This is a genomic window from Cellulophaga sp. BC115SP (genome assembly GCF_009905545.1).
In the GTDB taxonomy this organism is placed as follows: domain Bacteria; phylum Bacteroidota; class Bacteroidia; order Cytophagales; family Spirosomataceae; genus Flectobacillus; species Flectobacillus rivi.
In genome coordinates this window covers 1-14,487 of record NZ_JAAALB010000019.1, presented here as the reverse complement: position 1 = coordinate 14,487, position 14,487 = coordinate 1, and the positions used below count along the sequence as shown (strand labels likewise).

The following is a 14,487-nucleotide window of genomic DNA, read 5'->3' as shown; positions in this document are numbered from 1 at the left end:
TTTCATTCAGAAAGTCTTTAAGTTTGAAGAATAACTAAACATTTCAAAAAATACCACCCATGCAAGAGCAAAATTTTCAAAATCACTCCAAATATGTACTTGGCTACCATGTAATCACGTCAGTCTTGTTATTAGGAGCGCTGATTACCGCCATTATTTATACCATCAAGAATGGCAGCGAACAGGCTGTACTCGCAATAACACTCCTATTGACAATAGCAGCGCTTTTAGGGGTATTTTGGTACACAAGAGTGTTTGCCCTACGTGCACAGGATAGAGCAATTCGTGCGGAAGAAAATTTACGTTACTTTGTTCTTACAGGTAAACTTTTACCATCAAATTTGCGAATGGGACAAATTATTGCCTTAAGATTTGCACCAAACGAAGAACTTATCGCCTTAGTCGAACAAGCAGCAACAGAAGCACTTTCTGCAAAAGAAATCAAGCAAGCTATTCAAAACTGGAAGCCAGATTATCATCGAGCATAAGAAAATACTTTAGTGTTAGTGCCTAGTGAGGTAGACTAAAAGTTTGAATAACTTTCATAGAAAACATTTTGCCGAGCGCCCATAGCTGACAGCCAAGTGCCCAATAACTTACCAATTTTATCACCCAATTTTTCAATTCTATAAATACTTATGAAAAAAAAATCAATAACATGGCTGCTTTTTTCGCTTCTTATTACGCTGTGTTTAGAAGGAAAAGCGCAAAAAAAAGTACCGCTCTTTAATTCGGAACAACTGGAGATTTCTTGGAAAGTTACCGATAATGCTTTTGAAGGAAAACGACAATATGTATCTGTTTTTACACTAAAAAATACAGGTAAACAGGCACTTCCAAAATCGGGTTGGAGTTTGTATTTTAACTATATCCGAGATATAGACCCTAATTCTATTTCATCCAATATCGCCATTGAACATATCAATGGTGATATTTTCAAATTGAGTCCTAAAGCGAATTTTGCTGGACTAGAAGCTGGAAAAATTTTAGATGTTAGTTTTCTTTCTTCAGAAATTTTTGTCAATATAGCCGATGCACCATTTGGATTATATTGGGTCAATGAGCAAAAGCCAGAGGAGGGGAAAACTATCCAAAAATATAAAGTAATAGCTCCGACAGAAGACAAAGTAGGGTATTTGACCTCCGCTCAATTGTATGAGAAAAATGCCTTGATTCATCAACTCAATGTCAATGATTTGCCCCCAATTTTTCCTACCCCCCAGTTTTATCAAAAAACTAATGGAAATTTTGAGTTAAATGCGGCTACCTCAATCGTTGCACCTTCAGAATGGAAAACTGAAATCAATTATTTTCAGGAAGATTTACAAAAGGTTTTGGGTAAAAAAATACTAGAAACTTCTCAGGCAAGTGCTAGTTCGATTGTATTTAAAAAACAAGCCGACTTGGCCGAGGAGGCATATCATTTGAGTGTTATGCCAACACAAATTACCATTAGTGCTTCTAGCAAAAAAGGAGCTTTTTATGCCATCCAATCGCTCAAGGACTTATTTCCAGTTGCAGTTTGGAAAAATAGCATGGAAAAAATCCAGATTCCATGCTTGAAAGTGGAAGATGCACCACGATTTGGTTTTAGAAGTTTGATGCTAGATGTGGCAAGAAATTTCCAAAAACCTGCTGAGTTAAAACGTGTTTTGGATTTGATGTCAACTTACAAACTGAATGTGTTGCATTTGCACTTTATCGACGATGAAGGTTGGCGATTGGAAATTAATGGCTTACCTGAATTAACAACGGTTGGCGCCAATCGAGGGCATTCATTAGATAGTAAAAACTTCCTTCCTGCTTCCTTTGGTGCAGGTCCGAATGCAGGACAAAGTTCAGGTAGTGGTTTTTATAGCAGAGCAGAGTTTATTGACATCTTGAAATATGCCACTGACCGCCATATTCAAATCATTCCTGAAGTGGAATCTCCTGGGCATGCCCGTGCTTCGATCAAAGCCATGGACGCTCGTTATGAGAAATATAAAGCCCAAGGAAATATGGAAGAAGCCGAAAAATATTGGCTTCGTGACCCTGAGGATAAATCGCAATATCGTACCGCACAACTTTGGACAGATAATGTTATTTGCGTAGCAAGACCTTCAGTGTATACTTTTCTCGAAAAAGTAACCGACGAAATTATTGCTATGTATAAAGACGCTGGCGCACCATTGACAACTATCCACTTTGGTGGAGATGAAGTGCCTGCTGGTGTTTGGGAGCAATCACCGCTTTGTCAGGCATTGGTAAAAGCCGACCCGACCGTTGACAATATTGATGATTTGTGGTATTACTATTTTGGGAAGATTAATACATTTCTCAAAAAGAAAGGACTGTTTTTGTCTGGTTGGGAAGAAATCGCCATGCGTAAAACGCAATTGATGGGACAAAAAACGATGATTCCTAATCCTCGTTTGGCAAACGAAGGTTTTCAAGTAAATGTTTGGAATAATATGATTGGTTGGGGCAATGAAGATTTACCATATCGCTTGGCAAATGCAGGTTATAAAGTGATTTTATCCTGTGTCAGCAATATGTATTTTGATTTGTCTTACCAAAAAACGTACGAAGAGCCTGGCTATTATTGGGGTGGCTTCGTAGATGTCGATAAGCCCTTCTACTTTATTCCTTTTGATTATTTCAAAAACTCGACAGAAGACAGAAGAGGTAATCCAATAGAACAAAGTTATTTTGTTGGAAAAGACAGACTAACAGATTTTGGGAAAAGTAATATCGTCGGAATACAAGGATTGCTTTGGAGCGAAAACGTTAAATCTCCAGAAAGGTTGGAATATATGTTGCTTCCCAAAATGCTAGGATTAGTGGAAAGAGCTTGGGCGCCCGACCCTCAATGGGCGCAAACTGCCGATAATCAGTTATCTAAAAAGCAGTATCAAGAAGCTTGGAATGTGTTTGTTAATACCATTTCTCAAAAGGAACTTCCTAAAATCGAATCTTTATCAGGAGGTTATCAGTTTAGAATACCTACAGCTGGTGCAAAAGTGGAAAATGGTAAAGTATATGCCAATACCCAGATGCCTTCCTTTGAAATTAGATATACTGTAGATGGCTCGGAGCCAACTGCCCAAAGCAAATTATACACTGAGCCGATTTCTGAGAAAGGAATTATCAAATTGAAGGTATTTTCCCCAAATGGAAGAGGAGGAAGAAGTATAGAAATCAAAAATTAATTTGCTCTGATATTAGGAATATCTTGACAGTAGTATCAAAAAAGGCGTTCGAAAAACTATTTCCGAACGCCTTTTTTGATACACCTCTTTAGACGCAAGCATTGCGTCTCTACAGCGGGAATACTAAATTTTAGAATAATTACTCATTCTCACAATTAAACCTTTCCGATTAACTAGGAATAGTTTCTACCAAAATTTGATTTCCTTTTTTGTCATAGTAAATGCAAGTCATATCCTCTAGCAATACTATCCATTTTTCAATACCAGATTTGGCACAATCTTTACAAAATTGGTAATAGTCTGTTTTTCCAGCTTGATGAGCTTTAAGATCTTCTGCAAAAATAGTTGGAGTACAGTCATCTTCAATGATTAGAGCATCATATACGGGCTCAGATGAGGTTTCAAAGTTATTTTTACCCCAGTAATTCGTGTGACTATCATTTACCCAAGTTTCAAAACCTACAACCCCAAATGCCTTGATTTCTTGAATGTATAAAGGAAAATCTGCGCCAGATTTTACCTTTTCGTGTGCTTCATTGATTTGTTTTACCGTAAACATGTTCGATTTGTTTTAAGTTTGATAGCACAAAATTCGGCATTTGATTTTTCCAGAAATTGTAAAAAATCGTTGATTTTGGGTTACTTATTATTCATTTCCAACTTGGCAAGAAAGTCGCTAAACATCAAATAATTATCGATTTGAGTATAAACACGAATATTTCGTCCATCGTAATTATATTGATATTGCCCATCTGAATTGATTTTTGGAGCCTGTTTTACCACATAAAAACTTGATGACGGGTCTGCCTCAAAATAGGATTGCAAGGCAGTAAAAAGAACCAAAGGACTATCTCCAAGAATATAAGTTTCACCAATGCGCCCAACGCGGCTCATGAGCGTATGAAGCTCCTTGTACAAATACTCTCCCAATTTACCCTGTGGTTTGACTTTAGTCACCAGATGCGAATATGGAAACAGCGCCTGACGATATACGTTTCTTGGAATTTGCCACAGTTTTACGGCTGTTTTGTTAAATACCGCCATGGCGGCGTTCGGGTCAATATTGAGATTATATTCCACTTTTGAATATCCAGGAGGTGGTAGAGCAATATCCGTGTATTCTGGTCCACCAATCCAAATCAAAGTAATTTTTCCAGCAATTTCAGGCTTCGTTAATAGTGCCGAAGCTATCTCTGTGAGTCCAGCACCACAAAGCATATAGAGGGGCTGTTTGGTATCGGTACGCAAGGCTTCGTTGATAATCAGGTCTACACCAGCACTTTTTACGGGTGTATAATCGTCTGACATACCTGAATTTGAGCCAGCCACTACTGGCATTTTTCCTTCCAAATTCATAATTTGAAGAAGCTCTTTAGCTTTTTTTGCAGCGTTTTCTGCCTGTGTAGCAGAAGGGTCAAAGCCATCTTTGACACTCAAATGCGAACCAATAATCCCACGAATATCAACCGAAGGCGATAATAATAAGTGCGCCATTTGGAACAATCCATCGGGGTCACCACTAAAATCATTATCGACAATGACACGCATACGAGGTTTGATTTCGGAAGGAATAGTCTGACCGAAAGGAGTAAGACTAGCTATTAATAAAGAGAGGGACAAGATTATTTTTTTCTTCATGAGATCATAAGGGGATTTGTTTACTAGAAAAGAACGCTTTCATTGGATTTTACTGTGAGTAGCAGTGTTGTAAGGTGGAATAATTATGGATAGAGGAATTTTAATACAAAAGAATATGTTGGAAAATTAATACATTCTTTGATTTTTACAAACATGAGCACAAAATCTGTAGAAGAGTTTTATAATGATGTTAATATTCCGCTTCCTGAAAATTTTAAAAAGGAAATCGGTCATTTTAATGTATTTGCTATCGACGAGTTTATCCGTGGACTTCGAGAGCGCAATATGATGCCTTACAATCGACGTTCTTATTACAAAATCAGCTTGATTATCGGCAAAAATCGTGCTGAATATGCCAACAAAGTTTTTGATATTGAGGAAAATGCATTGCTTTTTGCTACTCCCAAAATACCTTATCATTACCTTCCTCAAGATGAGTTTCAGTCGGGAAATTTCTGCGTGTTTACTTCTGAATTTATGATGAAAAATAAGGTAGGCTTTCCCATTGACGAGCTTCCAATTTTTCGCCCTGATGGATTTCCTATCTTCAAGCTTTCTTCTGAAGACGTAGAGGAGGTTTCTTATATTTTCAAGAAAATGCATAAAGAATTATCCTCTGACTACGCTTTCAAGTATGATTTGTTGCGAAACTATGTCATGGAACTGCTGCATTTTGGTCAAAAATTACAACCTGCCACAGCATTGTATTCAGCTCACAACGCTTCAGACAGAATATCTTCCTTGTTTTTAGAGCTACTCGAAAGACAATTTCCAATAGAATCACCACAGCAAAAATTACACTTACGAAGTGCTAAAGACTATGCTGACCGCTTGGCTGTTCACGTCAACCATTTGAACAAAGTGTTAAAAGATAGCACAGGCAAAACTACCACAGAGATAATCGGCAGTAGAATTGTCCAAGAATCAAAAATACTTTTGAAAGAAACCAATTGGAATATTTCTGAAATTGCCTACAGTCTAGGTTTTGAAGAGATAGCGCATTTTTCTAATTTTTTCAAAAGACAAACGTCTTTTTCACCTGCTCAATATAGAATTTAGCCATTGTTTGAATTTTGCAAATAATGCTTTTCTTTTTGCAAACAAAAGTGTTGAGAGATGTCACAACTTTGTACCATCAAATTTAACACTTACAACAATGAGCAAAATAGCATTAGTTACAGGCGGTAGCCGTGGTTTAGGAAAAGATGAGGCTATCCAATTAGCCCACAAAGGATTCGATGTAGTGATTACCTATCAAAGTCAAAAAACTGATGCTGACGCAGTGGTTGCTGAAATTCAGGCAATCGGGCAGAAAGCAGCGGCTATTTCTTTAGACATATCTAACACTTCAAACTTTGACGCATTTATCGCTGAGTTTCAAGAAGTATTAAAAGCAGAATTTGGTACAGATAAGTTTGATGCACTCATTAATAATGCAGGCGTAGGACATTATAGCGCTTACACTGAAACGACCGAAGCTGATTTTGATAAAATGGTGAACATTCATTTGAAAGCACCTTATTTCTTAACTCAAAAACTTTTACCATTAATGAATGACGGTGGAAGTATTTTGAATACATCATCTGGTTTGGCACGTTTTTCTTACCCAGGCTCTTCAGCGTATGCGATTATGAAATCTGCAATAGATACGCTGACAAGATACCAAGCGGAAGAACTCGGTAGTCGCAAAATCAGAGCTAACTCGATTGCTCCTGGCGCTATTGCGACAGATTTTGGAGGAGGGAATGTTCGTGATAACGTGGCGCTAAATCAGGCTATTGCATCAAGAACAGCCCTTGGGCGAGTAGGTTTGGCGGATGATATTGGAAGCGTGGCTGCGTTTTTGTGTAGTGACGACGCCAAGTGGATTAACGGTCAGCGTATCGAGGTTTCAGGGGGAATTCATAATTAGGACTGTACGAAGGATTTCAAACTATTGCGGATTTGGGATTTCTGATTTCGGAAATGAATTAAAATACTTTTATTTTTTACAAAATATAAATAAAAAAGTAGGTTCCATTTTCGAAATTCAACATCCGATGTTCAAAATAGATTGTACTTAAAACGCTTCGTACACTACTATCAAATAATAGCCATATTGGGACAAGCATGAATAATCCTGAGTTGTAAAACTAGGATTATGCTCCAACTTTTCATTAAAAAGCGGTCAAAATTGTTTTTTCGACCGCTTTTTTGATATTACTCCGCTATGGCTGATTTGGCTTAAGACGCAATCATTGCGTCTCTACAGCCTAGAATATGCATTCATTTACGCAATCTCAATTCATTCAATAAGTTTGTGCTTTAAACTGTCCCTTTCTGAAAATTATATACATCTATCCGAAAATTCTGTAACAATTCTCCTCATAACATCCTCTAATTTTGTATCCAAGAAATCGATATGACATGGAAAATTTAGAGGAACATACTACAATTCATATTCAAGTCTCTGTTACAGGAATGACCTGTGCAGCCTGTGCATTAAGCGTAGAGAAAGTCCTAAAAAAGCAGGAGGGCGTTGAAAATTGTGCTGTCAATTTTGCCAACGAAACTGTGCAATTGACGATTGATGGCGACAAAACTTCTATCGAAAAACTACAGTCCAAAGTACAATCTGTTGGTTATGACTTGATTTTGCCTTCGGAGGATACCCGAACTCAGGTTGAGGCATACAAAACTCAAAAACATGATTCTTTAAAAAGAAGTGCTATCGGTTCTGCGATTTTGGGCATACCTGTTTCTATATTAGGTATGTTCTTTATGAATGAACCGTGGGTGCCTTGGGTGTCTTGGATTTTGTCTACACCAGTGGTTTTTTATTTTGGAAAAAACTTCTTTTTCAACGCATGGAAACAAGCGCTTCATGGGAGCGCCAATATGGATACACTCGTGGCGGTCAGTACAGGAGTAGCCTACTTTTTTAGCGTTTTTACCACCCTTTTCCCTGAGTTTTGGCACCATCGAGGCTTGCATGCTCACATCTATTTTGAGGCATCTGCCATTGTAATTGTTTTTGTGTTAATTGGAAAACTTTTGGAAGAAAATGCCAAATCCAATACCTCTTCGGCCATCAAAAAGCTCATTGGTTTTCAACCTAAAACGGTTTGGCTCATCGTTAATGGCGAAGAACAACAAGTGCCTATAGAGGATGTTCGAGTAGGGGATAGGGTAGTTGTTAAACCTGGAGAGCGTATTGCCGTGGACGGAAAAGTTCTATTCGGACATAGCTTTGTTGACGAAAGTATGATTTCGGGCGAACCTATTCCAGTAGAAAAGTCGAAGGGAACAAAAGTCTTTTCTGGAACTATTAACCAACAAGGAACTTTGAAGTTTTTAGCTGAAAAAGTAGGTTCTGAGACCTTATTATCCCAAATCATCAAACGAGTACAAGAGGCACAAGGTAGTAAAGCGCCAATACAAAAGTTGGTTGATAAAATTGCCAGTGTCTTTGTGCCTGTGGTATTAGGAATTGCGATTGTCACCTTCATTTCATGGATGGTTTTTGGTGGAACGAATGCTTTTTCTTATGCACTTATTACCTCCGTTTCAGTATTGGTGATTGCTTGTCCCTGCGCATTAGGACTGGCAACCCCTACGGCAATTATGGTTGGAATAGGCAAAGCAGCCGAAGAAGGAATGCTCATTAAAGATGCTGAAAGTCTGGAACTAGCACATCGTTTAGACACCATAGTTTTGGATAAAACTGGCACATTGACTGAAGGAAAACCAAGTATCAAAGATAGTTTTGGATTAGAGGACAGCCACATAATTGACCTATTTGTGAGTGTAGAACAAGCCTCCTCACATCCATTAGCACAGGCTATTATTCCATTTTTAAAAGAAAAAAATGGTAAAACTCAAACTTTGAGCCATTTTGAAAATGTTGTTGGGAAAGGAGTAAAGGCTGTTTTGGAAGAAACTACCTATTTTTTAGGAAGTGTCAAATGGATGCGAGAATTAGGGATATATCAAGAAAATCAATTATATCATCATTGGCAAAACTTGGGATATACCACTGTATTTTTAGCAAATGAGAAAGAAATATTAGCAGGAATTGCCTTAGAAGATACCTTAAAACCTGATGCAAAAAATGCGATTTCAGCCTTGCAAGAGTCTGGAATAGAGATAGTCATGCTAACAGGAGATAATCATAAGACAGCCCAAAAGGTAGCGTTTGAACTTGGAATAACACAATTTAAAGCTGAAGTACTGCCAAGCGATAAATCTAAGATTGTCAGAGAGTTTCAACAAAAAGGTAATGTTGTCGGAATGGTGGGTGATGGTATTAACGACTCGGAGGCTTTGGCTCAGGCGGATGTCAGTATAGCGATGAGTAAAGGTTCGGACGTAGCGATGGATGTCGCAAAAATTACCTTGATTTCAGATCAGTTAACCAAAATTTCTGAGGTAATAAACTTATCCAAAAGAACACAGTCCATTATTCAACAAAATTTGTTTTGGGCTTTTATTTATAACATCATCGGAATTCCGATAGCAGCTGGGGTGTTGTTTCCGATCAATGGTTTTTTAATGAACCCCATGTTAGCGGGTGCAGCGATGGCATTTAGTTCAGTATCAGTAGTGACAAATTCGTTAAGATTGAAAAAGTAAAAAAGGAGAAATCATCTCAAATTAATAGTTAAATTATAAAAACAAAAATCATGGAAAAATTACAATTTAAAACAAATATCAATTGTGGTAACTGCGTAAGCAAAGTAACCCCTTTCTTAAATCAAGTGGAAGAAATCGAAAACTGGAAGGTTGACACCTCAATTCCCGAGAAAATATTGACTGTCGAAGGTGAAGACCTTTCAAGTGATAAAATCAAAGAAGTGGTAGAATCTGCGGGTTTTGAGATAGCTCCTATTGCCTAGTTTGTATTTGTTGATATTTTCTTCAAAAGAAATAGGATAAAATCCTAAGAAGTTGTGAGTGCTGGATAGGAATCCAGCACTAGCAAGGAGGCATAATAATATTTTTTTTGTTACAGGATATATAAAACTAATTTTTTAGTTTTATATTGGTGTGTTGTATACTCTAAACTAAAGTTATCCTAAAAATGAAAAAAGTTTTATATCTATTAATCGCCTTTCTCTGCAATTCAATTGTTAGCATTGCTCAAAATTTTAATCAAATTCAGTTTGTCGACGATTATTCAAAACTCTTTCAAGTTACTGTAGAAAAAAATAAAGAATCTTCATTCGTATTTATTTTTCCAAATAATACATTAGATACCTCTGATGTATTTTCAGACTTGACTAACAACAACACGCTTTATTTGGATTATATTCTTGAAAATTATTCATCTTTTGAAAGGTCTAAGTTAGTTGATTATAAAAATGACACAGTAAGGTTGAAGGAGGTATTCATTGAAGAATTAAAAAAGGATAGCTATTTTCAAAAAAATGTAAACCCCCTCCTATATTGGTATTTGAACTCAAAGCAGCGTTCAGGTGCAGGTAAAAATATTGGACTTTTGAAGAAAGAGAAAATTTCTAAAGAACAATTATTTACAATAGCTAGTAAATTCTTTCATGCCGTAATGGTAAAGCCAGATAGTAGTGTCTATTTTAAAGTTTGTGTAGGACTCAATGGATTCAAAGGGAAGCCTGTTAAGAATGAATCTCATCCTTTAGTAGAGGCATTTTGTTTCATGACAGTGATGGACTTTGCTCAAATTGGCGGAACAAACTATTATCAAGATTTTAAGTTAAATGTAAAAAAGCTTTCCAGGGAATATTTAACATTAAGTTCTGAACAACGTTTGACTCTGATTAGAGAAAAGATGTATCAAATTATGGAAAATAATGAAGATTTAAAGAAAATTCTTCTGAGCGAATATGAGAGGAAAAAGAATATCTTAAGTTTTGAATTAGAATGACATTGTTTCAACCTTCCAAATAAATTTTAGCCAACGTTGGTCAAAATACCAATAACGGCTAAAGTCAAAAAGCGGTCAAAAATTGAACTTTGACCGCTTTTTTGATAAACTTATCCCCAAAATCGAGATGTCGCTATCATTTGTGCTATAGACAACTATTTCGATTAGGATGCGACTTAAGTCGTACCCTAATCGAAATAGTTATTCTTTTGGTTTGAACAATCTTGCGGTATAATCTAAAAGCTTTTGATCGCCTGCATCTCCATGCCCAGGCACCACAATTTTAACTTTTGGATAACGGGCTTTTACTTCTAAAACGGTTGAAGACCAAGCTTTCAGATTCGCATCTCCAAGGTAGCCTCTGGTAGCACCCAATTCCTTGATTAAACATCCACCAAACATAATCTCATCTTTAGGGAAATATCCGACTACATTATCCACTGTATGTCCTTCGCCAATAAACTTTATCGTTACATTTTCATGACCAATCGCTAGCGAAAGAGAGTCTTTGAAGCCATTTTGAGGTAAAATTGAATCGTTCTCCTTGGCCAATGCGATGGTTTTTTCATTGGCATAAGATGGTATTTGATATTTGTCAAATATTCCCAAACCTCCCAAACAATCATCATGAAAATGCGTAGGAATAATTGCTTTAATCTTACATTTTTGGGTTTCAGTCAGCCATAGAATGAGTTCTTCAGAACCTTTATCATCAGTCGGCGTATCGAAAATGATTGCCTCTTTGTCGTCGACTACCACAAGACCATTACAAGGCACATTGCCAAAATCATTAGTTTTGAGATAGGAGATATGCTGATATGAATTTGGCGCCAATTGAAGAATGATTAGTTTATCAGATTTATAGACCTGACGCGTATCAAAATCTTTCTTTTTTAAAGAGGTACATTGAAATGTAAAAGCACATAAAAGAATAAAGCCTGCGGTTCTAAGAATGGAGTTCATGTTGTTGCGTATAATTTTTACAAAGCAACGAAATTTGTCTGTTTATTAGTATTATAGAGGCATATTTGTCCTTATTGGTCAAAATAACTACACTATTTCACACTCAAACATTTCTTCCTATGCAATTAACAAAAATACAACGGGTATTAATTGAAAAAATCATTAGAAGACCACAGGTGGATAATACTCTTTATTCTTATGTTTTTGATATAGAATCTCTGGAGCAAACCATTGGTAGAAAATTACCACAGCCCTTATTAGAACTATTGGCGTTATATGATAATATCGGAGATGATATCCCAGTAAATACCGATGTATTTCTTTACGAAGAGGATGAAGATACCTTTGGATATTTTGAAACTCCATTGCGTTGGGAAATATTATATCATTCCAATATGGAGGATTATGAAAATTATAAAGAATTTAGAGGGTTTGTACCTTATATGCCTGACCCGAATGATTATTTAATATTTGGATTTACAAGAATAAGTGCCTCAATCGCCATAGGTTTAAGAAACGAGATAGAAGGGCAAATTTTCTGGATGAATTTTAGAGATCTAGATAATTTTAATTATTTCAAAATTGCAGATACCTTCTTAGAATTTGTAGAGATGCTTTAAAAGAATGCTTATTTTATACCAACTAAGTGTTATATAAAATAAGCATTTTACAGCCATTGTCGGTCAAAAAACTACGATGGCTGAATACGATTTTTATTCTATGGATTTCGAACAAATATGATAATGTTAGAATTAATTAATGAAATAGAAACTGACTTTTCAGATAATATTAAAAATATTATTGATGAATGCCTTATTGATGCTTACAACTCTATTTGTGTTTTGAGGAGCAAACTTTTGGAAAAAAAACTTGAAAAGGAATTTTTTGATGAAGTGAAGCTAAAGTTTATTTCGAATTCCTTTGATCCAAATACACTAGTCCTCCAATCTAAATATACACTCAAGTATGCGGTGTGTATATCTCGATTTTGGAGGTGTTACTCTTATAAAAAAGGAAATTTTATAAGTAAAGGAGAATACAATCTGTTTGAAAAGATGGAAAACGATGATTTAATTGTACATAGAGCACTATATGATGACGAATTAGCATTGATGCTTAGACGATTGGAAGAGATGTTTGTTTCAAGTAATCAAATATATGCACTTATAAGGTTACACAATATAAAAGCAAATTACAAGAGATAATCTTTTACAGCCGTTGTCGGTCTTTGACCTACAACAGGCGGGAAAGCAATCACCAAAATAACGTTTATTTTCCATTCGATTAATTACTGACACTCGTATTGTTGTTCACAATACCAACAATGGCTGAAGTAATAACCCCTGAAATATTACCAAAATATTCACAGCTATGAAATATTACATTTTTGCACCATCAATGAATAAAAAAGTGGTTGGTCATTATCATCAAACAGAAAGTGTAGCTTACCCAATAGAGCTCTACAAGCCACCCTACAGCGGGAAATTTACAAAAGGAGAATTCCTTGATTTTAATCTAGAGGTACAAATAACCCTTCACAAGAAAGCTTTCTTAACAGATTTTATAGATGGTAGTCCACTAGGATTTGGGATTTTTTTAAATGACAAAGTGAAGGAGCTATTACAAGGTTTTCATTTACCCCCTCATAAATATCATCCAATTAAAGTTATGCATAAGGGAGAACAAATAGCTGGATATTACTGGCTTCATTTTTTTGTTGATTTGTATCAATTTATAGACCGAGAGATGAGTTTCTATGAACTAATTGATCAGAGTACAAAAGAGGTATCTCTAAAAGGTAATATTGAATCAGAAGGTCAAATGTATCAGATTTTTAAAAAATATGGTGGTGATTATCGAATAAATATTGAATACTGTTTCAAGAGTCAAATGCCTAAATATGATTTGTTTGCCAATAATATTCATGTGGGTTATAAATATATGTCCGAAAAATTGGTTGATATGATTAAAGAGAAGCAAATTACTGGTTATGATTTTGTAGAGGCTAAAAATCTATTTTTTGAGATAGAAGAAAATGAGTAAGTAGTTCATAGTTTTGCCATTGTTGTTTTTTATCAACAATGAAAGAAAAGACCAGCAAATACTGAAAAGCTTTAATATTAGGCACTCACTTAGGCAGTTTTAAGAATTGTATCCCTTTCTCTAAAAACTATGATTTTATTTAACACACTCAAACACCATTTACCCAGCATTATAGATTTTATTGCAAATCATACTGTAGATTCGGAGGTGAATTTGTCGAAATTGGGCGATTCGTTGATGGATTTGTACACAGGTCGCTTATCGCTAGACTCAATTTTTGAAGAGACATTATATTTTTTGAAAGAGCAGGGGATTACTTCTGAGGAGGATTATCAAGCCTTTTTAGAGAAACATCAGGGTTATGCAACCTTTCAGTTATCGGATACTTCCAAGTGGGTATTTTTATGGGGTAATGAGCCTGAGCGATACGTGCATATTCACCCTGCAAGATATTCTCCCTTCACTATACGTATCAAGTCAGCTACGCTTAAAACTGCGGTGATGCTTAAAATTCGTAACGTACAGCAGTTTGATACCGATTCAATAAATACTGCAAGAAAAAGTATTGGGTTGTCACCAATCAAAAGTATGGAGAAGGCTACCAACATTATTGAAGCCATGACTTTGTTGGAATCTACACTGGCGTAGCTAAATTTACTTTAGCTACTTTCTCTAATATCGAAGCTATTTAAATTTTTCAAAAAGCATATTTTATTGATTAATTCTTCGTCTTACTTTTTGTCTTGATACAAAAAGTAACCGCAGCGGCGG

The 14,487-nt window shown here is 35.9% G+C and carries 14 protein-coding genes; 11 read left to right on the top strand and 3 right to left on the bottom strand.

The window, feature by feature from the left end; translation table 11 throughout:
• Positions 1-59: 59 nt before the first annotated feature.
• Entirely contained in the window at positions 60-488 is a 429-nt protein-coding gene (locus GVN22_RS15050; RefSeq protein ID WP_166551833.1) for a DUF6526 family protein, read from the top strand.
• A gap of 150 nt (positions 489-638) precedes the next feature.
• Positions 639-3,191, top strand: coding sequence for a family 20 glycosylhydrolase (locus GVN22_RS15045; RefSeq protein ID WP_166551832.1), 2,553 nt, complete (start codon positions 639-641; stop codon positions 3,189-3,191).
• A 169-nt stretch (positions 3,192-3,360) separates the two neighbouring features.
• Here GVN22_RS15045 and GVN22_RS15040 read toward each other — a convergent pair whose 3' ends face one another.
• On the bottom strand, positions 3,361-3,750 hold the full coding sequence (locus GVN22_RS15040) for a DUF1398 domain-containing protein (protein WP_166551831.1): 390 nt from the start codon (positions 3,748-3,750) through the stop codon (positions 3,361-3,363).
• An 80-nt stretch (positions 3,751-3,830) separates the two neighbouring features.
• The gene (locus tag GVN22_RS15035; RefSeq protein ID WP_166551830.1) at positions 3,831-4,829 is read right to left on the bottom strand and encodes a nucleoside hydrolase; all 999 of its coding nucleotides are present in this window, start codon (positions 4,827-4,829) and stop codon (positions 3,831-3,833) included.
• A gap of 153 nt (positions 4,830-4,982) precedes the next feature.
• On the opposite strand from GVN22_RS15035, the gene GVN22_RS15030 reads away from it, so the two are divergent.
• The 5 genes from GVN22_RS15030 (at position 4,983) to GVN22_RS15010 (ending at position 10,710) form a co-directional block, all read left to right on the top strand.
• Positions 4,983-5,888 carry an AraC family transcriptional regulator gene (locus tag GVN22_RS15030; RefSeq protein ID WP_166551829.1) on the top strand — a complete coding sequence of 302 codons (906 nt, stop codon included), beginning with the start codon at positions 4,983-4,985 and terminating at the stop codon, positions 5,886-5,888.
• Between the two features lie 97 nt (positions 5,889-5,985).
• Entirely contained in the window at positions 5,986-6,741 is a 756-nt protein-coding gene (locus tag GVN22_RS15025) for an SDR family NAD(P)-dependent oxidoreductase (protein ID WP_166551828.1), read from the top strand.
• 494 nt (positions 6,742-7,235) lie between these two features.
• Positions 7,236-9,440 (top strand): cation-translocating P-type ATPase, encoded by a 2,205-nt coding sequence (locus GVN22_RS15020; RefSeq protein WP_166551827.1) that lies wholly within the window; start codon positions 7,236-7,238, stop codon positions 9,438-9,440.
• Positions 9,441-9,490: 50 nt separating this feature from the next.
• A complete protein-coding gene (locus tag GVN22_RS15015; protein WP_166551826.1) occupies positions 9,491-9,703 on the top strand; it encodes a heavy-metal-associated domain-containing protein in 213 nt (70 codons plus the stop codon).
• Between the two features lie 185 nt (positions 9,704-9,888).
• Positions 9,889-10,710, top strand: coding sequence for a hypothetical protein (locus GVN22_RS15010; RefSeq protein ID WP_166551825.1), 822 nt, complete (start codon positions 9,889-9,891; stop codon positions 10,708-10,710).
• Positions 10,711-10,911: 201 nt separating this feature from the next.
• On the opposite strand, the gene bla is transcribed toward GVN22_RS15010, so the two are convergent.
• Entirely contained in the window at positions 10,912-11,673 is a 762-nt protein-coding gene (bla, locus tag GVN22_RS15005; protein WP_166551824.1) for a subclass B1 metallo-beta-lactamase, read from the bottom strand.
• Positions 11,674-11,792: 119 nt separating this feature from the next.
• On the opposite strand from bla, the gene GVN22_RS15000 reads away from it, so the two are divergent.
• The 4 genes from GVN22_RS15000 (at position 11,793) to GVN22_RS14985 (ending at position 14,364) form a co-directional block, all read left to right on the top strand.
• Positions 11,793-12,293, top strand: a complete 501-nt coding sequence (locus GVN22_RS15000; RefSeq protein WP_166551823.1) for an SMI1/KNR4 family protein — start codon at positions 11,793-11,795, stop codon at positions 12,291-12,293.
• Positions 12,294-12,416: 123 nt separating this feature from the next.
• On the top strand, positions 12,417-12,878 hold the full coding sequence (locus tag GVN22_RS14995) for a hypothetical protein (RefSeq protein WP_166551822.1): 462 nt from the start codon (positions 12,417-12,419) through the stop codon (positions 12,876-12,878).
• Positions 12,879-13,044: 166 nt separating this feature from the next.
• Positions 13,045-13,716, top strand: a complete 672-nt coding sequence (locus tag GVN22_RS14990; protein ID WP_166551821.1) for an imm11 family protein — start codon at positions 13,045-13,047, stop codon at positions 13,714-13,716.
• A gap of 129 nt (positions 13,717-13,845) precedes the next feature.
• Positions 13,846-14,364: a hypothetical protein gene (locus GVN22_RS14985; RefSeq protein ID WP_166551820.1), complete on the top strand. Its 519-nt coding sequence runs from the start codon at positions 13,846-13,848 to the stop codon at positions 14,362-14,364.
• The last annotated feature ends 123 nt before the right edge of the window (positions 14,365-14,487 follow it).